This window comes from Aureimonas psammosilenae, assembly GCF_009176975.1.
Classification (GTDB): Bacteria; Pseudomonadota; Alphaproteobacteria; order Rhizobiales; family Rhizobiaceae; genus Plantimonas; species Plantimonas psammosilenae.
Genome location: NZ_WEZG01000009.1, coordinates 109834 through 132384 on the forward strand (window position 1 = coordinate 109834; position 22551 = coordinate 132384).

19 protein-coding genes, 1 tRNA gene and 1 pseudogene are annotated in these 22551 nt (G+C 63.9%); 8 read left to right on the top strand and 13 right to left on the bottom strand.

The genetic code is table 11. From position 1 onward, the window contains the following. The first annotated feature begins 130 nt into the window (after positions 1-130). A complete protein-coding gene (locus tag F9929_RS16070; protein WP_152047604.1) occupies positions 131-3052 on the top strand; it encodes a class I SAM-dependent DNA methyltransferase in 2922 nt (973 codons plus the stop codon). Here the strand turns inward: F9929_RS16070 and rnhA are convergent. The 7 genes and pseudogenes from rnhA to F9929_RS16100 all read right to left on the bottom strand — a co-directional run bounded on the left by rnhA (position 2980) and on the right by F9929_RS16100 (position 9393). Beyond that, positions 2980-3563 (bottom strand): annotated as a pseudogene (gene rnhA, locus F9929_RS16075) (ribonuclease HI). The gene F9929_RS16070 and the pseudogene rnhA sit on opposite strands and share 73 nt — an antisense overlap. An 87-nt stretch (positions 3564-3650) precedes the next feature. After that, positions 3651-5078, bottom strand: a complete 1428-nt coding sequence (locus tag F9929_RS16080) for a hypothetical protein (protein WP_152047605.1) — start codon at positions 5076-5078, stop codon at positions 3651-3653. After that, positions 5075-5704, bottom strand: coding sequence for a hypothetical protein (locus F9929_RS16085; RefSeq protein ID WP_152047606.1), 630 nt, complete (start codon positions 5702-5704; stop codon positions 5075-5077). Before F9929_RS16085 ends, F9929_RS16080 begins: the two co-directional genes overlap by 4 nt. Before the next feature lie 106 nt (positions 5705-5810). Beyond that, on the bottom strand, positions 5811-6530 hold the full coding sequence (locus tag F9929_RS16090) for a recombinase family protein (protein WP_152047607.1): 720 nt from the start codon (positions 6528-6530) through the stop codon (positions 5811-5813). 583 nt (positions 6531-7113) lie between these two features. Then, positions 7114-7269, bottom strand: a complete 156-nt coding sequence (locus F9929_RS24090) for a hypothetical protein (RefSeq protein WP_193227800.1) — start codon at positions 7267-7269, stop codon at positions 7114-7116. Positions 7270-7623: 354 nt separating this feature from the next. Further along, a complete protein-coding gene (locus F9929_RS16095; protein WP_193227801.1) occupies positions 7624-9198 on the bottom strand; it encodes a site-specific integrase in 1575 nt (524 codons plus the stop codon). A gap of 110 nt (positions 9199-9308) precedes the next feature. Continuing rightward, positions 9309-9393: transfer RNA gene (locus F9929_RS16100), tRNA-Leu, on the bottom strand. A 260-nt stretch (positions 9394-9653) separates the two neighbouring features. Here F9929_RS16100 and F9929_RS16105 point away from each other — a divergent pair. Then, positions 9654-10652, top strand: coding sequence for a complex I NDUFA9 subunit family protein (locus F9929_RS16105; protein WP_152047686.1), 999 nt, complete (start codon positions 9654-9656; stop codon positions 10650-10652). A 70-nt stretch (positions 10653-10722) separates the two neighbouring features. On the opposite strand, the gene F9929_RS16110 is transcribed toward F9929_RS16105, so the two are convergent. Further along, positions 10723-11529 carry an undecaprenyl-diphosphate phosphatase gene (locus tag F9929_RS16110; RefSeq protein WP_152047609.1) on the bottom strand — a complete coding sequence of 269 codons (807 nt, stop codon included), beginning with the start codon at positions 11527-11529 and terminating at the stop codon, positions 10723-10725. Between the two features lie 611 nt (positions 11530-12140). Between F9929_RS16110 and F9929_RS16115 the strand changes: the two genes are divergently transcribed. From F9929_RS16115 to F9929_RS16125, 3 genes are read left to right on the top strand one after another with little or no spacing between them, the layout of a single operon-like run. Further along, on the top strand, positions 12141-12833 hold the full coding sequence (locus tag F9929_RS16115) for a glutathione S-transferase family protein (protein ID WP_152047610.1): 693 nt from the start codon (positions 12141-12143) through the stop codon (positions 12831-12833). A 19-nt stretch (positions 12834-12852) separates the two neighbouring features. Continuing rightward, on the top strand, positions 12853-14001 hold the full coding sequence (gene queG / locus F9929_RS16120) for a tRNA epoxyqueuosine(34) reductase QueG (RefSeq protein WP_152047611.1): 1149 nt from the start codon (positions 12853-12855) through the stop codon (positions 13999-14001). Positions 14002-14056: 55 nt separating this feature from the next. After that, positions 14057-14941, top strand: coding sequence for an SDR family oxidoreductase (locus tag F9929_RS16125; protein ID WP_152047612.1), 885 nt, complete (start codon positions 14057-14059; stop codon positions 14939-14941). 98 nt (positions 14942-15039) lie between these two features. Here the strand turns inward: F9929_RS16125 and F9929_RS24495 are convergent, their stop codons facing one another. Then, positions 15040-15276, bottom strand: a complete 237-nt coding sequence (locus tag F9929_RS24495) for a hypothetical protein (RefSeq protein WP_235919367.1) — start codon at positions 15274-15276, stop codon at positions 15040-15042. On the opposite strand from F9929_RS24495, the gene F9929_RS16130 reads away from it, so the two are divergent. Beyond that, on the top strand, positions 15194-15502 hold the full coding sequence (locus F9929_RS16130) for a septal ring lytic transglycosylase RlpA family protein (protein ID WP_235919366.1): 309 nt from the start codon (positions 15194-15196) through the stop codon (positions 15500-15502). The genes F9929_RS24495 and F9929_RS16130 overlap by 83 nt on opposite strands. 66 nt (positions 15503-15568) lie before the next feature. Here F9929_RS16130 and F9929_RS16135 read toward each other — a convergent pair whose 3' ends face one another. Beyond that, entirely contained in the window at positions 15569-16975 is a 1407-nt protein-coding gene (locus F9929_RS16135) for an MATE family efflux transporter (protein WP_152047613.1), read from the bottom strand. 144 nt (positions 16976-17119) lie between these two features. On the opposite strand from F9929_RS16135, the gene F9929_RS16140 reads away from it, so the two are divergent. Beyond that, a complete protein-coding gene (locus F9929_RS16140; protein ID WP_152047614.1) occupies positions 17120-17854 on the top strand; it encodes a glutathione S-transferase in 735 nt (244 codons plus the stop codon). Positions 17855-17878: 24 nt separating this feature from the next. On the opposite strand, the gene F9929_RS16145 is transcribed toward F9929_RS16140, so the two are convergent. Continuing rightward, positions 17879-18706: a lytic murein transglycosylase gene (locus tag F9929_RS16145; protein ID WP_152047615.1), complete on the bottom strand. Its 828-nt coding sequence runs from the start codon at positions 18704-18706 to the stop codon at positions 17879-17881. Positions 18707-18950: 244 nt separating this feature from the next. Between F9929_RS16145 and F9929_RS16150 the strand changes: the two genes are divergently transcribed. Further along, on the top strand, positions 18951-19874 hold the full coding sequence (locus F9929_RS16150) for a DMT family transporter (RefSeq protein ID WP_328595998.1): 924 nt from the start codon (positions 18951-18953) through the stop codon (positions 19872-19874). Between the two features lie 6 nt (positions 19875-19880). Here the strand turns inward: F9929_RS16150 and F9929_RS16155 are convergent, their stop codons facing one another. Together F9929_RS16155 and F9929_RS16160 are read right to left on the bottom strand one after the other, a co-directional pair. Beyond that, entirely contained in the window at positions 19881-21458 is a 1578-nt protein-coding gene (locus F9929_RS16155) for an aldehyde dehydrogenase (NADP(+)) (protein ID WP_152047616.1), read from the bottom strand. A gap of 96 nt (positions 21459-21554) precedes the next feature. After that, positions 21555-22478: a dihydrodipicolinate synthase family protein gene (locus F9929_RS16160; RefSeq protein ID WP_152047617.1), complete on the bottom strand. Its 924-nt coding sequence runs from the start codon at positions 22476-22478 to the stop codon at positions 21555-21557. Positions 22479-22551 lie beyond the last annotated feature (73 nt).

Consider the following 22551-nt stretch of genomic DNA (forward strand, 5'->3'; position numbering starts at 1 on the left):
CTTCTCGCTCAAGCCATAGATCCGCATTGAGAACTGGCTTCCGCGTCGAGGTTTGGTGAATACGCTTCGTGATTAGTGACGCGTCGAAACCATCCAGCTACAACCTCAAGTCAGCAAGCTTGGGGGAGTTATGACGCCGCACGAGTTCATCACGCGTTGGCAGAATACGTCGCGGAAGGAGCGGTCAGCAGCGCAAGCGCACTTCATTGACCTGTGCCGGCTGCTCGATGAGCCGACGCCCGCCGAGGCGGACCCGGATGGGGCGGACTATGATTTCGAGTACGGCGCAGCGAAGACGACGGGCGGCCGGGGTTTTGCCGACGTGTTCAAACGGGGCCACTTCGGCTGGGAGTACAAGGGCACCCACGGCAACCTTGATGCCGCCTTCGCTCAGCTTCAACGCTACGCCGTCGCGCTCGACAACCCGCCCCTCCTGATCGTCTCCGACATCGGAACCACGATCCGCATCCATACGAACTGGACGAACTCCGTCTCGCACACCTACGTCATCCCGGTCGCCGAGCTTGGGGACGCGCAGAAGCGAGGCTGGCTGAAGGCGGCTTTGTCTGATCCAGAGGCCCTTCGGCCGAAGAAGACGCGGCAGGAACTGACGGAAGAGGTCGCCGGGGACTTTGCGGAACTGGCCCGGTCCCTTCGTCAGCGCGGCCACGCGGCGGAAGAGGTGGCGCACTTCGTCAACAAGTTGATCTTCTGCATGTTCGCGGAGGACGTGAAGCTTCTGCCCGACACGCTGTTCACGCGGATGCTGGACCGTGCCATCGAAGATCCTACCGAGTTCGAGGACTTCGCCCGCGACCTGTTCGGGGCCATGCGTAAGGGCGGGCGTGTCGGCTTCGAGAAGGTCGCATGGTTCAACGGCGGCCTCTTCAACGACGACCGCGTGTTCCTCCTGACGAAGGACGAAATCAAGATCGTTCGTAAAGCGGCGGGCCAGTATTGGGGCGACATCGACCCATCCATCCTCGGCACCCTGTTCGAACGTGGCCTGGACCCCGAGAAGCGATCCCAGCTCGGCGCTCACTACACCGACCACGAGAAGATCATGATGATCGTGCGGCCTGTTGTCGTGGATCCGTTGGCAGCCGAGTGGGAAACTGCGAAGGCTGAGATTGCCGCCCTGATGGAGAAAGCTACGCATGCACGACTCGGTACCCGGATCAAGGGGGGGCGTGGTGGTGCCGCGACTAAAGCAGAAGCGTCAGCGCAAGCAATTCTGAAGAGCTATCTCAAGCGACTGGGCGATTTCCGCGTTCTGGACCCAGCCTGCGGCTCAGGCAACTTTCTCTATATTGCGCTCCGCGAACTGAAAGACCTTGAGCTTCGTGCTCAGGTTGAAGCGGAAACACTAGGGCTGCCGCGCGGCTTTCCATCCATCGGACCCGAAGTGGTCCGTGGCATCGAACTCAACCCATATGCGGCCGAACTGGCGCGGGTATCTGTTTGGATTGGTGAAATCCAATGGTCACTCCGAAACGGCTTCCCACCACCCTCCAATCCTATTTTGAAACCGTTGGATACTATCGAGTGTAGGGATGCACTCCTCGATAAGAGCGGAGCTGAAGCAAAATGGCCCGACGCCAATGCCATAGTTGGCAATCCACCCTTCCTGGGTGACAAGGTTATGGTTCGCGAACTCGGCGAAGATTACACAAGGGCGGTTCGCGCTGCGTATAGCGGACGAGTGCCTGGAGGAGCTGACTTCGTTCTCTTCTGGGTTTCGAAAGGTTTGGAAGCTCTTCAAGGGGGTGGGACCAGTCGGGTTGGTTTTGTGACCACAAATTCGGTTAGGGGCGGTGCAAACCGTAAGGTGCTTGACCGAATCGCTGAAGGGCCCGGATTTGTCGCCGTTTGGGACGATGAACCATGGACGGTCGAAGGCGCAGCCGTTCGCGTGTCTATGATAGCCTATGGCAAGCGGAGCAGCGGTGAAATCCCACTGTTGGATGGTAAGCCGGTTTCGCGGATTAATGCCGACCTCTCGGCTTCGGAAGTGGACCTGACGAAGGCTTATCAACTCAAAGAGAATGCCAACATTGCTTTTATCGGGAATCAGAAATCCGGCTCATTCGAAATTGATGGGGAAGAGGCGCGGCGTTTGCTGAAATTGCCATCGAACCCGAACGGCCACCAAAATGCTGATGTATTGCGACCGTGGATCAATGGAATGGATGTTGTGCGCAGGCCTTCCGACAAATGGATTATCGACTTCGGACCGGAGTGCTCCCTCCAAGAGGCTGCTTTGTACGCAGCGCCTTTTTGTCATGTCGAGCGAGAGGTAAAGCCGGAGCGGTTGGCCCGGAAGCGGAGTTATGGCAACGCATGGTGGCTTCATGAACGCCCGCGCCCCGCGCTACGACGTGCAATTACAAATCTCAATAGATATATAGTTACTCCCCGAGTGGCGAAGCATAGACTGTTCTTGTTCGCTTCAAAAACTACGGTCCCCGACAGTCGGCTGGTCGCGATTGCAAGAGACGACGATACAACTTTCGGGATTTTGATTTCCCATTACCACGAGTTATGGTCTTTACGTACTGGCGGGTGGCATGGGGTCGGAAATGATCCACAATACAACGCAATTAGCTGCTTCGAGACTTTTCCTTTCCCAGAAGGGCTTACTCCGAACGTGCTGGCATCGTCCTACGCCGATGACCCACGCGCTCATGCGATTGCTGTCGCAGCCGCCCACCTAAACAAGCTTCGGGAAAACTGGTTGAACCCGGACGATCTAGTCCACCGTGAACCGGAGGTGGTCCGGGGCTATCCAGATCGCATCTTGCCGGTGAGCGCGGAGGCCGCCAAGATGCTCCAGAAACGGACGCTGACGAACCTCTACAATGAGCGCCCGGCATGGCTCGATCATGCCCATAGTGCGTTGGATGCCGCTGTGGCTACAGCCTACGGGTGGCCTGTCGATCTGCCGGACGATGAAGTTTTGGCTCGGCTGTTCACGATCAATCAGGAGCGAGCCGTAAAGCAAGGTGCAAAACGCCTGCCGACTGATGCTTTAGAACTCGAAGAGGTCGAGTGAAGGAAGCGGCTCGCTGATAAAGCCGCCCATCGTTGCGCTTCTGCCTCCCTCCGTGCCAGCCTGTCGGCTTCCTCGTTCCATTCGTCCCCAGCATGGCCTTTCGCCCAGCGCCAATCGATCCGCTGTGTCGTGGCGATCTTCTCAAACTCCATCCATAGACACAGTTTTTCACCGGCTGACGCGTTGAGGTCTTCCACCCTTTCGCCTTCCAACCGGGCAACCACTCGGTAATGCCGCTTCGGACGTAGTTGCTATCGCTCACGACCACGACCGGCAGCTGGGACCGCTTGAGCGCTCGCAAGCCCATGATGGCCGCCGTCAACTCCATGCGGTTGTTCGTCGTGTGGACCTCGCCCCCAGAGAAGGGCTTCCGCTTCTCCACTTTGCTCGATGCGTCGATCCGGCGAAGGACTGCGGCCCAACCACCGGGCCCTGGGTTTCCGAGGCACGAGCCGTCTGTGTGGATCAGGAGGAAAGGCTGGCCGGCGACGGGACAGGCGAGCGAGGTCATGTCTGGGTCTCGGATGCGGGACAGGTGGGCGGCGGTGGAGGCTTATGACGCCCCCTATGGGGAGCGCCTAAAGCCCAAACACCAGTACTATTGAAGGGATAGCTCTGGCTGATGAGTAGGAGTTGTGGGGACGAGACCATCATCACAGAGTGATGTCATCCTCTCTTGAGTGTCTCCCTTCCTTGATACCCTGGCTTGAACACCAGAGCGTCGATAGAACGCCTCTCGCATCTCATGCTCGACCCGATCGGCATCGCTGGCTGCCACCATGAGGGCGTCATGGATCGGTAAGGCGACGATGCCGTCAGCCTGTAGGTTGATGAGAAGGTCGGCTACGATCTCGCTCTCGCGGAACTGAAGCTCATGCCCGAGGCCGGTGCCAAAGAAGGCCTTAAGCGCCACATGATGGTCCCCGATGGCAGCCACCACCGTTCCGGCTCTGGTGTTCCTGGCGAAGAGCCGCTTGACCTCCTTCGGAAACCTCACGATCGGACCTTCCTTGCAGAGCATGGCGTTCATCATCTGCTTGATGCCGTCTCGGTGGTCTTCATATCCTGGGACGGCGTAGAGGTCGTGATCGGGCAGGGGAGCGCCAGCTATCCCATAGACGAGGCGGGGCCCAACCTGCCCGTAGTCCAGCTCCACCACCTGCTCGCCGTTGATCGTGATCCCTCGAAGTCGCCGAGCGGCCCGCATGTTCTGCCACCAGCCGCCGTATAGCCGACCACCGCTTTCAAAACTGGCGCGGGTGAATATGCGCCGCAGCCGGCGGTCCTGGATGTCCGGCGTCGGGTGTTCGCCGTGGAGGTCTTCGGGGTCATCGAACGCCAAGTCGGCCGCCGCAAGCCATCCGTTGATCTGGTGCATCTGTTCCCGCATGCGCCCGGTCTCGGCATCCTCTGGATAGTCGATCTCGTTCACGACCCGGAAAGGGCCGTCACCTATCGGGACACTTCGGAGGATGATGGTCTCGGCTACGTCCAACTCGATGAAGTCGGCCGGTCCCAAGGCTGCAGCGTCCACCAGTTCACGTAAGGCCGGTGCCATGCTGATGGTGGTCTCACGCGCCTGCAATTTGTCGAAGCCGCCGTCACTACCGATGGCCTGGTCGATGATCCTCAGTTCAGGTGAGGCCAAAGCGTCGAGGATAGCCGGCACCGCCTGGCCGAATGCTTTTGGGCGATACCTTGTCTTCCCACTGAGTTTCCGGTTCGATCGCGAGATGCGGCGCCGCGCATCCAGCCCGCCAAGATGAAGGTGCGCGAGGTCGGACACAATGGCATCCACGACCTCAGCCATGCGTTCCCGATCGGCCGCCTTCCGGGCTCTCGCTCGAATGGCTTTGGCGGCCTCATGCTCTTCTAGACGCTTCACCACTTCGTTGACGACCGCCCGGGCACGATCCGTCCCGGCACGACGCCATGCGTTCAGGCGGCGCTCCCTGGCGATCTCTAAGGCCGTCTCGTCGGGATCGATGAGGCCGGCATCGTCGGCGCTGTCACCGGCAGCGGTCACTGGATTTCTTCAAGGGCGCTGCGGAGTGTCTGAGCGCTGGCCTGCCGGGCTTCGATGTCCCGAACCTCAAGCGCGGCGAGGCGTAGACCACCGGCTCCAAAGGCCTTGGTGAGCCAATCGGCGAGGATCGCGGCGGTCCTGGGTGGAAGGTCTTTATATCGCCGCTTAAATTTCCCCTCTGCGTTGTTCCACCCGCCGCCGACGTTGACATCGCCGACGCCACGGACGCGCCTGACGAGCTGCGTCTGGAACCCTTGGTCGGACCCGAAGCGACGCGGTTCCAGCTCCCACATCATGAACATAGCCAGGGCGGTATCGATGACCTCCCGGCGGTCTTCCTGCGCCAACCTGGCGATGTCATCGGCGGCGCGAAGCTGATAAGTGATGGTCGTCTTGCCTGCGCAGAAGGACCTATTGGCGGCTGCAGCGCTCTCGGCCAGTTTCTCCCATGCGGCGTCCAAGAGGTCCCACAGAGCCGCGCCTGGGTTTTTCTCCCGTCGAGCGGCGACGAGCTTCAGGTAAGGGGCCAGCATGGCTTTGGTGACGGCCGGCTGGTTGATGCCGCCGTTCCGTCGCAGATTGGTAGCATGGGCGCGGCAATATCTACCGTACCTAGAAACCGTCATGCTGATGCATCCCGGCGCTATGCAGCTCTTCACGGTCTTTCACCCAACGTTACAAATTGTGGACCGACCCAGAGAGACTGGGACAGAAAGATGTTCGCGAGGATGCTCACAGGCTGACCTCGCCGACCGCCAGTCGCTTGCGGAGCCGTTGAACCGCTGTGGCCGTCCACGCGCCACCACGGGGCGACAGGATGCCCCGCTCGTTCAATGCATTGGCGGTCCCGAGCGCAGTGGTAATGCCATCCGCTTCGATCCTCGCTAGTGCCTTCTGAAGCTGCTTCGCCTTCGCATCGGCCTTCGCGGTGATGGCCGCCACGGCTCTGCCGGTGCCAAGATGCCTGATCCCTTCGGCGCCGTTCGGGTTCCCGAGCTTCACGCCGCGCCGCTTTGCCTCCACGAGAGCGGCCTTCGTGCGAGCCGAAATCATCTCCCGCTCGTGCTGGGCTACCGCAGCCAGGATATGCACGGTGAGGGCGTTCGCATCCGGCATATCGGCCGCCACGAAATCCACGCCGGCCTTCTGCAGGCCACTGAGGAAATGCACATCGCGGCTGAGGCGATCGAGTTTGGCGATGACAAGGCGAGCACCAGAGAGCTGCGCATGCTCGATGGCGGCCCGAAGCTGTTGGCGGTCGTCCCGCCGGCCGCTCTCGACCTCAAGGTACTCGTGGAGAACCGTTGCGTTGGCGCCAGCCATCCGTTGAACATATGCCTCCACGGCCGACCGCTGCGCGTCGATACCCAACCCGTCGCTGCCCTGCTTCGCGGTAGAGACTCGAAGGTACGAGACAAACCGATGAGCGGCAGCGGGGCGGGTATGGGACACGGCGGGGACCTTGAGAGAGCCAGCGGGAGAAGTCGGTTGGATCAGCCTTGCCGCCTGTTGTCATTAGACCTATCGAACGTTTGGCCATTTGACAACGTGAGATATTGGAGACCTTGAGCCTCGCCTCACAACTAGATGCCTTCGGCGAAGGTGCGGATGAGGTCCGCTTGGTTTCTTGGGTTGGCCATCAAATCCCTGAGGCGCCTTCCTCCCTCAAGATCGTAAGTCGTCACATCAATGCTCATGCTGGTTCCTTCCGAGGAATCACTGACGGGATCGTTAGGCGGCGTTTCACGCCCCTACCGTCTTGGGACATGAGGTCCGCGTGGTGTCGCGCTGGGTGTTAGAGGCAGGCTCGATAGACCCCGCCCACCAGCCTACCGGATCGGAGGCGACGTGCCAGGGGAAGCGACCCCATGGGGGGTCTTGCGGCATCTCCTTGCCATCGATTGCCCTCTCAGATTTTTGCCCCAAACATCTCAATGTCGAAGGGTTGGTCACCCATGGTCCGCCAACGCAGGTCAGCTCGCTCGATCTCGTCGCGGTCGAACCGCAGTGACCAACAGGATGTCGTAAGCTGGCGTCAGGCCGGCAGGTACGGGCGATCGAGCGTGCTGACCGGATGCTCCTCGCTGCGATCCCAAAAGGCCTCCCACACCTTCCCACCGAACCACGGCGCCTTGACATAAAGGTTGCCGGTCCACTCAAGTTCGAACCGCCGACCGATCTTGATGCACATGCTACTGGTTCCCCTCGGGTTGCTGCCATAGTCACACCAGCGCGGCACGGCAGCCCCCTACGGGCGCCGAGCTGGCGTTCCGTCGTCCCGCATGGTCGGCGGGCGTGATTGTCGGATGGGTCCTGCGGTGGGCCCTCGGGCTCGCCGCATCGGATGATCACGGGTAGCAGCAGCGGGTTGGCTCGTCTACTCTCGTAAGGCAGCCGAGATCTGTTTTTTATCATGCCAATCAGCATCTTACCCGCTTTGGCATGGGTTCGAAGATCGCGTAGTCAAGCTCGTTTAGGCAGCCCGGTGCCTATTGTCGCTCGATCGGCAAATCTTCACTGCTTCAGAATGCGCTGGCGGCGCTCGCTATAGTGTTTCGGAGCCGGCGCTGACATCGTAGGCTGGGAGGCGATCCACAGCTTCCCTCATGCGTTCCAGCGCGAGCTTCCCGACATAGCGGTTGTCCTGACCGTCCAGGGTGTGCCCAGTGATCCGCCGACGTACCGTCTCGATGACTTCGTGGTTGGTCAGTTCCACCGATATGCGATGCCGCCAGCCGTGGTTTGGGCTTACCTCGCCAGACAGGACGCCTGTGAGTTCCAGGGCGCGGACCCAATCCCCAAGGCGATTGATGGCGACCGACTTCCGAGACCGCTTGCCGTCTTCGGCCTCCCCCGGCCGCTCTTCATAGAACAAGCGTTCGCGCTTCTGGCCTGCCACCCAAGTTGGGAACCCCATGTCGACCAACTGCCGGTGCAGGGGGACCACACGAGCCGATGCTTTGTTCTTCAACCGACCGGCCGAAGGCGATATGTCGATCAACCAGATCCCTGTCTCGGGGTCTTGTCGGACATCCTGGCGGCGTAACTGAACGACCTCGCCAGCGCGGGCCCCTGTGTGAGCTAGAAGCCATGGGACCCAGCGGCGCAAAGGCGTGGTCTCGCTAGTGGCAGCGGTGAGGATTGTCTGCGCCTCGGCCAAGGTGAAGCCCCTCTTGTCGCCTCCTTCATCCCGACGCGCGACCTTCGGGACGTCCAGGGCTGGGTTGTAGGCGATCTGTCGTTTTGCCTTCGCCCACCTGAACAGCGCCTTCACAGCAGCAAGGTACGTTTCGTTGATGGTCTTCGCGCTCAGGCCCTTCTCAACCAGCGCGTCGGTCCAGGCGATGATGTGGTCGGGCGTGATCTCGGAAGGGACAACAGTGCTGGCATGATCGGTTAGGCTGCTGATGCTGCGGGTCCACTCGGAAACGGTCTTCGGCGCGTAGGCACGTTCCGCAGCGAGCTTCGTAAGCAAACTTTGGACGGTTGAGCCTTTGCCAGACGGAACCGGCTTTGGTGCGGTGGCGGCCTTCTTGGGGGCCCACTGCGGGAACCTGTTGGCCTTAGGATCGGGCGCATAGTCGCCTTCGGCGTTCCTGCCCAGCCGGCCGGCGGCATCCACTAGGGCCGAAGCCCCAGCCTCCAGAAGGCGCGTGCGGCTTTCTCCGGCGACGTTCAATCCTTCGCTAAGTAGAAGCTCGTCGACCGTGCTGCCAAACCATGTCTCCAGCGTCCCAGCTTCCCGCTCGTGCTGGAAGCGATCGATGACCGCCTGCCATATGCCGACCTCGCCGGGTTCATCCTCCATTTTCGCCGTTAGATCTTGATACAGAAGCCCAGCAAGTGCGGTGATTTCCTTCTGCGAGAGAACCACCGGCTTGGCTCGCATGGCTCGCCAGGCCCGCTCTAGGTAAGCTGTGACTGCAGCCTGACGGGCCTTTGCTTCGCCCGGATCCCGGGTCCGCAGAGAGCAGCGCACATCGAGCGCCTTTGCCGACAACGCCACGCGGATCGTCTCTTGTCCCACCGGAAGATTGAGCGTTCGGCCCCGTGCGATCCCTATGACATCGGCAGGGATACGCTGGATGAACTGATGGAAAGTGGAGGCGGAACGCTTCATCGGGCGGGGCATGGCAAGAGGCACCGTTGAACACTCCTGTTGAACAGGATGTTCCCAACAAACCTCTGCTGCGACTTAACTATTTGGCTTCCCGGAACATTCCGGTGAATTGGTGCCCAGGAAAGGACTCGAACCTTCACACCTTGCGGCACACGGACCTGAACCGTGCGCGTCTACCAATTCCGCCACCTGGGCACGGGCCGGAGCTTTAGGGGGTCGGGTTGGTCCTGTCAATCGGGCTTGTGCGTCATCTTACCTGTCCAGAGGACCTTGGCTCCGCCGCCATCGGCGGCTTGGCGTCGCCCTAAACCTCCGCCGCCATCGTTTCCGAACGCCATCCGGGACACCCGGAGACATTACGCCTCTTTTCGGCAGAACCGCGCGGCGCTATGACCACCGCAACGGAATGGATCGTGCGGCCCCTCATAGCCGCCCATGCGAAGGCGAACGAGCAAATGGCGGTGGATCTCAACAAGACGGTCACGGTCTTCGGCGGGTCCGGCTTTATCGGCCGCTACGTCGCCCGGGCCCTGGCCCGGCGCGGGCATCGCGTGCGCATCGCCTGCCGCAGGCCCGATCTCGCTTACTACGTGCAGGTCGCCGGCAATATGGGGCAGGTCATGCCGGTGCAGGCGAACCTGCGCTATCGCTGGACAGTGGATCGCGCGGTGGAAGGCGTCGACCACGTGATCAACCTTGTCGGTGTCCTGTCGGAATCGGGCAAGCAGACTTTTTCCTCGCTTCAGGCGGAAGGGGCGGGCGCGGTGGCGGAAGCCGCCCGCGCGGCCGGCGCCAAGCTCACCCACGTCTCCGCCATCGGGGCGTCGGCCTCCTCGGATTCGGCCTATGCCCGCTCCAAGGCGGAAGGCGAGGCGCGGGCGCGCGCCGCTGTTCCGGATGCGACGATCCTTCGGCCCTCCATTGTGTTCGGCCCGGAGGACAAGTTCTTCAACCGCTTCGCCGATATGTCGCGCTTGTCGCCCTTCCTGCCGCTCGTCGGCGGGGGGGAGACACGCTTCCAGCCGGTTTACGTCAACGACGTCGCCGAGGCGATCGCGATGACGGTCGACGGCCGGGGCGCCGGGCAGTGCTTCGAACTCGGTGGCCCCGAGGTGCTCACCTTCCGCGAGATGATGGAGATCATGCTGGAAGTGGTGAACCGCAAGCGCCGCTTCCTGACGATCCCATTCGGTGCGGCGAGCCGCATCGCGGACCTCACGTCCTGGCTGCCGAGCCCGCCTTTGACGGGCGATCAGGTGAAGCAGTTGCAGCACGACAACGTCGTGTCGGAAGCCGCCATCCGCGAAGGCCGCACCCTTGCCGCCTTCGGCATCAATCCTGAATCGATCGGCGCGGTTCTTCCGACCTATCTCATCCGCTTCCGCCCGCAGGGGCAGTTCACCAAGCCCGAGATCCATGCCGGCGGCTTGAAGCGCGACAGCGAAGCCGCCTGACGGGATCTGCGCCCGGCTCGCACCGGATCGAAGGCCCCGCTGAAAAGCGGGGCCTTTTCTTTGTCTTGCCTCAGCCCAGAACCAGAAGCCCCAGCAGGCCGAGCGTCCCGATCCCGATCCGCCAATAAGCGAAGGGCGCGAAACCGTGGCGGGACACGAAGTTCAGAAGCGTCCGCACCACGATCACCGCCGAGATGAAGGAGGTGACGAAGCCGATGGTGATGAGCGTCGCATCGGCCGAGTTCAACTGGTCGTAGTTCTTGTAGAGGTCGAGCACGAAGGCGCCGAGCATCGTCGGCATGGCGAGAAAGAAGGAGAATTCCGCCGCCGAGCGCTTGTCGGCGCCCATGAGAAGCGCGCCGGCGATGGTGGAGCCCGAGCGCGAGGTGCCCGGAATCATCGCCAGGCACTGGAACAGGCCGATCTTGAACGACAAGGGCAGCGTGTAGTCCATCAGCCGCGTGTAGCGCGGCGCCTTGGCCATCTTGTCCACGAGAAGCAGGAGAACGCCGCCGACGATCAGCGCCACGCAGATCGTCGTGGGTGATTCGAACAGCACCGTCTTGATGAAGTCGTGGAGAAGAGCGCCGATCACCGCCGCTGGCAGAAAAGCGAGGGCGACCGCGAACACGAATCGCCGACTTTCGGGCACGGTCGGAAAGGTGACGGCGATCTCCCAGAGGCGCTTGGCATAGACCGACAGGACGGCGAGCACCGCGCCGAGCTGGATCAGCACCTCGAAGGTGTTGCCCGTCGTGTGGAAGCCGAGAAAGTGGCTGGCGAGAATGAGGTGGCCCGTCGAGGAAACGGGAATGAATTCGGTGAGGCCTTCGAGAACGCCGAGAAAAACGGCGGAGAGGATCGACCCGAGGTCCATGCGGGAAACTCCTTCGCGCGGCGCGCTGCCGCCTTGGGCCCCGTCTCGCACAGAAGCGTCAACCATGCTCAGAATTTTTTGGAGGCTACGCGAAAAAGGTGGTGCCTGCCGGAGCTTGGCCAAAGGCGTTCATGAAGGGCTGCGAGCGGCTTCGATCGCTTCTAGAGGCTGTTATGGACCATAGACGAGCATCGTGTGGGATCAGCGAAGTCCAGTCCGGCAGGAGGCGAGTGCAGCCAAGCCTGGCGGCTTGGCAAGTCTCGCCGACGCCCCGGATGGCTTCGCTCATCCCACCCTCCGGGCTGTCTGGTCTGGCTCGCCGGAGTGCGTCGCCGGCGTTTGCCGGTAGCCCCGCTACCGGCTGCATCCGGCTCCTACCCGGCGAACCAGACCAGACAGCACGATGCTCGTCTATGGTCCATAACAGCCTCTAAAGACTTGCTGGCGCGCGCCGACCTGCTATTTGCGTTTCTCCACAGCCTTGCCCGGCGAGGCCGACCCGGCCGTCCGGCGCCTTTGCCTTTCGTCAAGGACTTGCCGGCAGGTTGCGGTTTTGGGCGCGTCCGGCGTCCGGTTTCGCATGGGTTGCGTATGGACGTCCTGCCCTTGTCATGTTGAGGCTCCACCACCATCCGATGTCGGCGGCCTCGCGCTTCGTCCGACTTGTGCTCGGCGAATATGGCGAGCGGCCGGAACTCTTGGACGAGCGCCCCTGGGAGCGACGCCGCGACTTCCTGGCCCTCAACCCAGCCGCGACGCTGCCGGTTCTTCTGGAGGATTCGGGGCCGCCCATCGTCGGCGGCACCGTGATCGCCGAGTATCTCGATGAAACGCGCGGCGTCTTCCAGCGCGACAAGCGCCTTCTGCCGGAAACGCCGGCCGAGCGCGCCGAGGTGCGGCGCCTCGTGGACTGGTTCCTGGCCAAGCTCGAAAACGAGGTGACGCGCTATCTGGTCCGCGAGCGCGTGTTCAAGCAGGAGATGCGGCCCGAAGAAGGGGGCGGTGCGCCCGACGCCTCGGCCATCCGCGCGGCCAGAGCCAATCTCAAGCACCACATGCGCTATGTCGGCTGGCTGGCGGAAAGCCGCAACTGGCTGTCGGGCGATCGCATGACCTATGCCGATCTCGCCGCCGCCGGCGCCTTATCGATCCTCGACTATCTCGGCGAGATTTCCTGGGACGGCGAGCCGCTGGCCAAGGAATGGTACATGCGGGTGAAGTCGCGTCCTTCCTTCCGACCGCTCCTGGTGGAGAAGGTGCGCGGGCTGCCGCCGGTTGCCCATTATGCGGAACTCGATTTCTAGGCGCTCGCGTTAAGCCTATATGAGGGCGATGAGCGATCCCGCCGCCCTCCGCCGCTTTCTGGATGCCGATGCGCGGCGTCTCGGCTTCGATGCCGTGGGCGTGGTGCGGGCCGAGGAGAATGCCGCCGCCGCCGGACGGCTGGAGGAATTCGTCGCTGAAGGCCGGCACGGCACCATGGGCTGGATGCCGGAAACGCTGGAGCGTCGCCGCTCGGCGAAGGCGATATGGCCGGAGGCCCGTAGCGTCATCGTGCTCGGGCTGAACTACGGCCCCGACGAGGACCCGCTCGCCAATCTTTCGCGCACTGATCGAGGCGGTATTTCCGTCTATGCCCGCCATCGCGATTATCACGACGTCATCAAGGGGCGGCTGAAGGAACTCGGCGGGCGCCTCCTCGCCAAGGCCGATCCCGGCCACGCGGTGAAGGTCTTCGTGGACACCGCGCCCGTGATGGAAAAGCCGTTGGCCCAAGCGGCCGGGCTCGGCTGGCAGGGCAAGCACACCAATCTCGTCAGCCGCGCCTTCGGTTCCTGGCTGTTTCTCGGCTCGATCTTCACGACGCTCGACTTGGAGCCGGACGGGCAGGGCCGCGATCTTTGCGGCTCCTGCCGGGCCTGCCAGGACGCCTGCCCGACGGACGCTTTTCCCGAACCCTACAAGCTCGATGCGCGGCGCTGCATCTCCTATCTCACCATCGAGACCAAGGCGCTCGTGCCGCTCGCGTTGCGTCCCAAGATGGGCAACCGCATCTATGGCTGCGACGATTGCCTCGCCGTCTGCCCCTGGAACAAGTTCGCGGTGAACGCACGCGAAGCCAAGCTCGTGGCGCGCGAAGATCTGCGCTCGCCGGCTTTGGCCGATCTTCTCCGTCTCGATGATCCAGCTTTTCGCGCCCTGTTTTCCGGCTCGCCGGTGAAACGGGTCGGTCGGGCGAAGTTCGTGTCGAACTGCCTGATCGCCGCCGGCAATTCGGGCGAGGCCGTGTTTCTGCCGCTCGTCCGGCAACTCTTGCATGACAATGCGCCGGTGGTCCGCGCGATGGCGGTTTGGGCGCTCGGACGTTTGGCACCCGTCGAGGCGATGGCAACCCGCGAGGATGCGCTGGCTCGCGAGAGTGATGCGGATGTGCGGGGCGAATGGCTGGCGGTTGGCACAGCCGAGGCCTGACGCCGGCGTGCGGCACGCTATAGACTGATCTCCTCAACGGTTCGGGATTTCGCCTATGCGCTTCTTCGTGTTCGGCTGCGGCTATTCGGCTTCCGCCTTCGTTGCCAAGCTGGGCTCAAGCGAGATCGCAGGGGTCACCACGCGCTCGCCCGACAAGGCGGCGGCTTTCGCGGCCAAGGGCCTCAAGCCCTTCCTGTTCGACGGCGAGCATCCGGGGGAGGGGATCGACGCCGCGCTGGAGGGCGTCACCCATCTTCTCGTGTCCGCCGGGCCGGATGCCGCCGGCGACCCGGTGCTGCGGCAATATCGCGACCGGATCGGCCATGGCTGCGCGCGGCTCGAATGGATCGGCTATCTGTCGACGGTCGGCGTTTATGGCGACCATGGCGGTGCCTGGGTGGACGAGGACACGCCCGTCGCGCCGCGATCGGAGCGCTCGCGCCAGCGCGTGACGGCGGAAGAAGACTGGCGGCGCGTCGCGGAGGCACGGGGAACGCCGCTCGCAACCTTGCGCTTGTCCGGCATCTACGGTCCGGGGCGCAACGCCTTCGTGAATCTTCGCGAAGGCAAAGCCAAGCGTCTCGCCAAGCCGGGGCAGGTGTTCAACCGCATCCATGTGGAAGACATCGCCGGCTCGCTTCTCCATCTGGCGACCCGGCGCGAAGGCGGCGTCTTCAACGTCACGGACGACGAGCCCGCCCCGCCGCAGGACGTCGTGGAACATGCCGCGACCCTCGCCGGACTGCCGGTCCCGCCGCTCGTGGATTTTGACGAAGCCGCGCTTTCCCCTATGGCGCGTTCCTTTTATGGCGAGAATAAACGGGTCTCGAACCGCAAAATCAGGCAGTCCGGATACACGTTTTCTTTTCCCACATTTCGGGACGCTCTTCCCTCTCTCATAGGCGATGCCGCATTTTCACCATCACCAAATATTTCTTGAATATGACGCTTTTTAACATCACGTGATGGAACTGACCCAATTTTGACCCTGACCGCCCGGCATCTGTCCCCTCGCTAGCCGCGGGGGCAACGAGGGGGTCAGGTTTTCTGAAGCTCGGCCACCCGCGGAAAATCAACGGGATAAGGACCGAGGGGTTTGAAGACTGCCGCTCTGACAGCCATCGCCATCGCCATTTCGACGATTTCAATTCCGCATATCGCATCCGCACAGACCGCGACGCAGACCGCCAAGGTGAAGACCGCCTGCGGGGGTGCCTCCTGGTACTCGCTTCGTTCACGCACCGCATCCGGTGAAATGATGAACCCTGCTGCCATGACGGCAGCTCACAAGACCCTGCCGCTCGGCAGCAAGGTTAAAGTCACCAACCTTAAGAACAACCGTTCGATCGTCGTGACGATCAACGATCGCGGACCTTTCATCAAGGGGCGCCTGATCGACCTTTCCAAGGGTGCGGCCCGCCAGCTCGACTTCGTGCATTCGGGCGTCGCCCGCGTTCAGATCGAGTCCGTCGACGGCTCGGGAACCAAGAGCTGCGCCTGATCCATCCGAAACGATGACGCGCAAAGGCTGCGGATCTCCAGGGCGGAGAGCGCAGCCTTTCTCTTGTCAGGCGGGCGTCAGGCCGAGCCGCGCGCGCATCGCCACCCGCGCCGTCATCATGACGGCGGCGAAGAACAGGCCGGCGGCGAGCCCCGCCCAGATGCCGACCCCGCCGAGCCCGGCCGTGAAGGCCAGGACCCAGGCGACCGGCATGCCGATGCCCCAGTAGCTGACGAGCGCCATGATCATCGGAACGCGCGTGTCGGCGAGGCCGCGCAGCACGCCGGCTGACACGACCTGCAGGCAGTCCACGAGCTGGAACGCCGCCGCGACCGCCAGAAGCTGCACCCCCTCCGCCAGCATGGCCGGGGACTCGGCATGGCTCTTGTCGAGATAAGCGCCGACGAGAAAACCGGGCGCCGCCCAGAACAGGATCGCCCCGCAGCACCCGGCCGCGAAACCGAGACCGATCGCCGACCACGCGGCGCGCCCGAGGCCGAGCCAGTCGCGCCGGCCGAAGGCGACGCCGACCCGGACGCTGGCCGCCTGCGACAGGCCGAGCGGCACCATGAAGGCGATGGAGGCGAGCTGCAGCGCGATGCCATGCGCGGCCAGCGTCACCGTACCGAGCCAGCCCATCATCACGGAAGACGCGGCAAAGAGCCCGGCCTCGGCGATGATCGTGGTGGAAACCGGCAAGCCGATGCGCAGGATCTCCCGGAAGGCCGGCCAGTCCGGCCGCCAGATGCGCTGAAGGAAGCGGTAATCCTCTAATCCCCGCGCCCAGCGGCAATAAGCGAAGAGCGCCAGCGCTCCGAGGACGTTCGTCAGGACGGAGGCCAGCGCCGAGCCGTTGAGGCCAAGGGCTGGGAAGCCGAAATGGCCGAAGATCAGCACCCAGTTGAGTGCGGCATTCAGGACGACGCTCGCCAGCGTCACGAGAAGGATCGTGCCGGCGCGTCCGACGACGCTAAGCCCCGAGCGGAAGCCGGCGATGAAGAGGGCGGGGATCAGGCCCCATTCGAAGACGCGCATGAAGGAGCCGGCGAGCCGCGCGGTTTCCGCTTCCTGGCCGAGCGCCAGAAGGATGGCCTCGAAATGCCACAGCGGCACGAGCATCAGGAGCCCGTAAGCCCCAAGCGCCCAGAAGCCCATGCGCACCGAACGCCGGACGCCGGCCCGGTCGCCGCGCCCTTCGGCGCTGGCCGCCAGCGGCAGGAGCCCCTGCGCGAAGCCCGAGCCGAAGATCCAGACGAGATAGAAGCCTTGCGTACACAGAACGGCGGCGGCAAGCTCGGTCGTGCCGAGGCGCCCCACCATCAGGGTGTCGGTGACGTGGATCGCCATCTGCGCGAGCTGGGCGCCGACGAGCGGGCTCCCGAGCGCCAGCGTCGCGCCCAGATGCGCCCCCCACGAGGCGCCGGGCGGAACGGAGGACGCCTTGTCCGCCGAAACGACGGATGCGGTTTCCATATCGACTCTCCTTGAAGCCGGCTCGCGGGCGCTTGTGAGGGCGCGGGGCGAGCCGGAACGCCCCCGCGTTAGATCAGCGACCCTGCCCTGTCTAGCGCGGCTCTCCGCGCCAGATCATGCGGAACCGGGAGGAGGGCTTGGAGCATGGGCTTCGATCTTTTTTATTGGCCGTCGATCCAGGGACGCGGCGAGTTTCCGCGCCTCGTTCTGGAAGCCGCCGGCGCCGATTATCGCGACATGGCGCGGCTCGACGACGTGGAGAACGGTGGCGTGGAAGGCATGATGGCCTTCATGAAAGGGAAGGGCGGCTATCCCATCCCCCTCGCGCCGCCTTTCCTCAAGGACGGCGAGGTGCTCGTGTCGCAGTCGGCGGTGATCTCGGCCTATCTCGGCGAAAAGCTCGGCTGGGCACCGGAGGATGAAGCCCTGAGGGAATGGGCGCGCGCCATCGCCGTCACCACGGCCGATCTCGTGGCGGAAGCGCACGACGTGCACCATCCCGTCGGCGTGTCGCTTTACTACGAAGATCAGAAACCGGAGTCATCGCGCCGGGCGGGCGAGTTCCGGTCGCAGCGCATCCCGAAGTTCCTCGGCTGGTACGAGACGCTGATCGCGAACAACCCCACGCGTTCGGGAACGCTTGTGGGCAACCGCCTGACCTATGTGGATCTCGGCCTGTTCCAGGTGCGCGAAGGTCTGGCTTACGCCTTTCCCCGCGCGACCGCCGCCCTCTCGGGGCGCTTCCCTCATGTCGAGGCGCTGACCGAGCGCGTGCGGGCCGAGCCGGGGATCGCGGCCTATCTCGCAAGCCCGCGCCGCCTGCCCTTCACCACGGAGGGCATCTTCCGCGATTATCCGGAACTCGACGGCGACGCCTGAGGCCGCCGTCGAGATATCGGCTTTTTACTGCGCCATCTTGGAGGCGAAGAGCGACAGGGCCTGCTGGTAGACCACGGCGCGGTTCCAGTCGGCGAAGACCGGATAGTTCGGCTCGCCCGGACCATAGCCGGCATTCGGCTGCCAGCCGTGCTCGCGCAGGAAGTTCGCGGTGGAGGCCAGAACGTCGGCCTTGGAGCGGATGAGGTCGCGGCGGCCGTCGCCGTCGAAGTCGACCGCGTATTTCAGGTAGTTCTTGGCCAGGAACTGCGTTTGGCCGATCTCGCCGGCCCAGGCGCCCTTCATGTCCTCGGCGCGCTTGTCGCCGCGATCGACGATCTCCAGGGCCGCGATCAATTCTTCCGTGAAGAAGTCCGAACGGCGGCAATCATAGGAAAGGGTCGCCAGCGAACGGAAGATGTTCATCGAGCCGGAATTGGCGCCGAAGCCCGTTTCCATGCCCCAGATCGCGACCAGCACTTCCTTCTGGACGCCGTAGCGGCGCTCGATGGAATCGAGCAGGGCCCCGTTCTGGCGGATGACCGACTTGCCCTTCTGGATATAGGAAGCGGGCGCGCGGCGCTCCATGAACTGGTCGAGCGAGAGCTTGAAGCTCTTCTGGTTGCGGTCGAGGCTGATGACCTTGGCATCGTAGGAAACGCCGCCGAGAGCGGAGTCGATGGCGCGGGCGGAGATCCCTTGCGCGGCCGCTTCCTGCTTGAACTGGGCGAGCCAGGCCGGGAACCCGGCCGCGTTGTTGCCGCAGGTGGCGGCCGAGGCCTGACCGGCGCTCAATCCGACAAAAAGGGCACCGGCGGCAAGAGCGGCTTTGGCGGCCTTGGAAATGATGGTCATCGGCGGTCTTGAACTCCGGTCGGGAACGGGCGCGTGGCGAAAAATCGGATGAGAATGTTTCGAATCGCCTAAGGCAGGCGGAATCGGGCGAAGGTTAGGCGCGAGGTCTCAGAGAAACGTTAACCATCGGCTTGTGTTGTCGGATTGCCTCGGTCCCCGCCTATCGGCAGGCTCGCGAAGGGGATATGGGCTGAAGCCAAATCCCATCGAGCATCGCGCCGCGGTTCGCCGCCCGGAGTCCGTCTTGTCTTCTTCCCATGCCCGGTCGCGCCCGGCCGGTACGATGTCCGGCGACGGTCTCGGCATCCTCGCGATGCTTCTGGCCATGCTGCTCTTCGCCGCCAACGACACGATGGGCAAATGGCTGGTGTCGACCTACGGCGTCGGCCAGATCATGTTTCTGCGCTCCGTCGGTGCGCTTCTGGTGATCGCGCCTTTCCTGACGCGCCTTCCGCCCGGCGCGCTCTGGCGCGTCGAGCGGCCCTGGCTCCTGACGCTGCGCTGCTTCTTCGGGGCGTTCGAGGCATCCGCCTTTTATTATGCGACGATCACGCTGCCGCTCGCCGATGTCATCACCTATTGGCTGGCCGCGCCGATCTATGTGGCGGCCCTGTCGCCCTGGCTCCTGAAGGAAAAGGTCGGCTGGCGGCGCTGGACGGCGATCGCGGTCGGCTTCGTGGGCGTCGCGGTCGCGCTGCGCCCGTCTTCCGCGGCGCTGACGCCGGCCGCCGTGGTGTCGCTCGTCGGGTCCTTCGTGTTCAGCCTCACCGTGGTCTACGGTCGCCAGTTGCGCGGCACGCCCGACATCGTGCTCGTGTTCTGGCAGTTCGTGGCGGCCCTCCTGTGTGGCCTCGCGACGGTGCCGTTCTTCTGGGTCCCGCCGTCGACGCGCGACTTCGGTCTCCTGGCTCTCCTGGGCATCGTGTCCATGGTCGGCCATGTCTGCGTGACGCGCTCGTTGAAGCTCGGCAGCGCCGCCACCGTCGCGCCCATGCAATATTCGACGCTTCTCTGGGGCGTCATCTTCGGCTGGATCTTCTTCGGCGAAGTGCCGGACGCCATGCTTCTGGTCGGCGCCGCGATCATCATCGCCTCCGGCCTGTTCATCGCCTTCCGCGAAAGGAAGATGAAGGTGGACGGAGAGCCGACGGTGGTCGACTCTCCTTGAACACTTTCAGTTCTGGCCGAGCTTGCCGTCGACGCGCCGCCAGAGCTTCAGCGGGTTGCCGTCCTTGACCGCTTCCGGCTGAAGGGCGACGGGAAAGTCCTGATAGGAAACCGGCCGCAGGAAGCGATAGATCGCAAGGCTCCCGACCGAGGTGGTGCGCCCGTCCGAGGTGGCCGGGAAGGGGCCGCCATGCACCATGGCATGGCCGACCTCGACGCCCGTGCCGAAACCGTTGACGAGGATGCGGCCCGCCGTTTCCTCCAGCCGCGGCAAAAGCTTGGCCGCCGCCGCGTGGTCCGCCTCGTCGATATGGATCGCGACGGTGAGCTGGCCTTCGAGGCCGTCCACGACCTTGGCGACTTCCTCTTCGTTCCGGCAGCGAACGACGAGCGAGGAGGAGCCGAAGACCTCTTCCTGAAGCTCGGGCGCCGACAGGAAAGCCTCGGCCGAAACGGTGAAGATCGCCGACCGGCCGCGCAAGGTCCCGCCTTCCTGGCCGCGCGCCAGCGTTTCGACGGAAGCGTGGCTCCCCAGCTTCTCGACGCCCTCGCTATAGGCCTTGTGGATGCCGGGGGTCAGCATCACGGCGGCCGGCGTTTCGGTCAAGGCCTCGGCCGCGCCCTTCAGGAAGGCGTCGAGGCCTTCGCCTTCGATCGCCACGACGAGGCCCGGATTGGTGCAGAACTGGCCGGCGCCGAGGATCAGCGAGGCGGTGAAGGCCTTGCCGATCGCCTCGCCGCGGGCAGTGAGCGCCGCCGGAAACAGCACCACCGGGTTGATCGAGCTCATCTCGGCATAGACCGGGATCGGCTGCTTGCGGGACGCGGCGATCTTCATCAGCGCCGTCCCGCCGCCGCGCGAGCCGGTGAAGCCGACCGCCTTGATGCGATGATCGGCGACGAGGCCCTGGCCGATCTCGCGGCCGGAATCGAAGAGAAGCGCGAAGGTGCCTTCCGGCAGGCCGCGATCCTTTACCGCCTTGGAAACGGCACGGCCGACGAGCTCGGACGTGCCGGGATGGGCGGAATGGGCCTTGGCGATCACCGGGCAACCGGCGGCCAGCGCCGAAGCCGTGTCGCCGCCCGCGACCGAAAAGGCGAGGGGGAAGTTCGATGCGCCGAACACCGCGACGGGGCCGACCGCGATGTTGCGCAAACGAAGATCGACGCGGGGCAGGGGCTTCCTTTCCGGCATGGCCGGATCGACGCGCGCTTCCAGGAAGCCGCCGTCGCGCACGACGCCCGCGAACATGCGAAGCTGCCCGATCGTGCGGCCGCGCTCGCCTTCGAGACGCGGGCGCGGCAGGCCGCTTTCCGCCATGCAGCGCTCGATCAGCTCGTCGCCGAGCGCCGCGATGTTGTCGGCGATGGCTTCGAGGAAAAGAGCGCGGTCTTCCAGGCTCGTTTCGCGGTAGGGCCGGAAGGCGGCCTCGGCCAGCGCGCAGGCGCGTTCCAGATCCGCCTTGGTCGCGCCGCCGAAGCCCGGCTCCAGCTTCTCGCCGTTCGACGCGTTCACGCCGAAGATCTCGCCGTTCGCGCCCTTCAGGGCTTCCCCGCCGATGAACTGTTGTCCGAGAATCGTCATGGGATGGTTCCCTTCGGTGTTATTTCGCGTTGCATGTCGCCGGTCCGGCGGAGCGTCACCCCGCCATATAGGGACCGATCCACGATGAGGTCGGGCTTATTTGCCCCAGGTGAGCGCCAGCGGCTCGACCTGCCGTGCGAGTTCCAGAAGGCCGGCGCGCGTCGCGGGGTGGATCTGGTCGAGCGGGTGGCGCACATGGTCTGAAGCAATCACGCCGCCTTCCATCATCACGGTCTTGGCGGCGCGCAAGCCACATTGCCGGTTCTCGTAGTTCACGAGCGGCAGGATGCGGGCATAGGCGGCCGCCGCCCCTTCGCGGTCGCCCGCGCGGTGCTTGTCGAAGATCGGGCGAAGAAGGTCGGGCGCCATCGCGCTCGACATGGTGCCCGTCGCGCCCGCGTCGAGGTCCGCCATCATGGTGATCGCCTCCTCGCCGTCGAAGGGGCCGACCACCGCCTCGCCGCCAGCGGCGATGAGGGCGCGAAGTTTCGCCGCCGACTGCGCCACCTCGATCTTGAAATAGCGCACCAGCGGCACTTCACGGGCGAGCTTTACGAGGAAGGATACCGGCAGGGCGACGCCCGACAAGGGCGCGTCCTGCACCATGATGGGGATGCCGGCGGCATCCGCCACCGTCTTGAAATGCTCGGTCATACCGACTTCGTCGGCTCGCAAAGCCGCGCCGTGATAGGGCGGCATCAGCATCAGAAGCGCCGCGCCGAGTTCGGCGGCTTCCTTGGCGCGGGCGCTCGCGATGCGCGTCGAGAAATGCGAGCAGGTGACCATTACCGGCACGCGGCCCGCGACATGCTCCAGCGACAGCCGGGTCAGAACCTGCCGCTCCTCGTCGGTGAGGAGAAACTGCTCGGAATAGTTGGCGAGGATGCAGATGCCGTCGACCTTCTGGTCGATCATGCAGTCGAGAACGCGCTTCATGCCGTCGAGATCGAGATCGCCGTTCTCGTGGAAGGGCGTCGGGGCGACCGGAAACAGACCGGAGAAAGGTTCCTGAAACGACATCGGCAACGCCTCCCAATAATACGACTAATCGAGGCCGGGTTTAACGGAAAGGTCCGGGAGGTGAAACGCCCAA

Coding starts and splice junctions, on each gene's coding strand:
- F9929_RS16070 (WP_152047604.1), top strand. CDS start 131: ATGACGCCGCACGAGTTCATCACGCGTTGGCAGAATACGTCGCGGAAG.
- F9929_RS16085 (WP_152047606.1), bottom strand. CDS start 5,704: ATGACGGTTTCTAGGTACGGTAGATATTGCCGCGCCCATGCTACCAAT.
- F9929_RS24090 (WP_193227800.1), bottom strand. CDS start 7,269: ATGTGCATCAAGATCGGTCGGCGGTTCGAACTTGAGTGGACCGGCAAC.
- F9929_RS16095 (WP_193227801.1), bottom strand. CDS start 9,198: ATGAAGCGTTCCGCCTCCACTTTCCATCAGTTCATCCAGCGTATCCCT.
- F9929_RS16105 (WP_152047686.1), top strand. CDS start 9,654: ATGGCGGTGGATCTCAACAAGACGGTCACGGTCTTCGGCGGGTCCGGC.
- F9929_RS16110 (WP_152047609.1), bottom strand. CDS start 11,529: ATGGACCTCGGGTCGATCCTCTCCGCCGTTTTTCTCGGCGTTCTCGAA.
- F9929_RS16115 (WP_152047610.1), top strand. CDS start 12,141: ATGTTGAGGCTCCACCACCATCCGATGTCGGCGGCCTCGCGCTTCGTC.
- queG (WP_152047611.1), top strand. CDS start 12,853: ATGAGGGCGATGAGCGATCCCGCCGCCCTCCGCCGCTTTCTGGATGCC.
- F9929_RS16125 (WP_152047612.1), top strand. CDS start 14,057: ATGCGCTTCTTCGTGTTCGGCTGCGGCTATTCGGCTTCCGCCTTCGTT.
- F9929_RS24495 (WP_235919367.1), bottom strand. CDS start 15,276: ATGGCAGCAGGGTTCATCATTTCACCGGATGCGGTGCGTGAACGAAGC.
- F9929_RS16135 (WP_152047613.1), bottom strand. CDS start 16,975: ATGGAAACCGCATCCGTCGTTTCGGCGGACAAGGCGTCCTCCGTTCCG.
- F9929_RS16140 (WP_152047614.1), top strand. CDS start 17,120: ATGGGCTTCGATCTTTTTTATTGGCCGTCGATCCAGGGACGCGGCGAG.
- F9929_RS16145 (WP_152047615.1), bottom strand. CDS start 18,706: ATGACCATCATTTCCAAGGCCGCCAAAGCCGCTCTTGCCGCCGGTGCC.
- F9929_RS16155 (WP_152047616.1), bottom strand. CDS start 21,458: ATGACGATTCTCGGACAACAGTTCATCGGCGGGGAAGCCCTGAAGGGC.
- F9929_RS16160 (WP_152047617.1), bottom strand. CDS start 22,478: ATGTCGTTTCAGGAACCTTTCTCCGGTCTGTTTCCGGTCGCCCCGACG.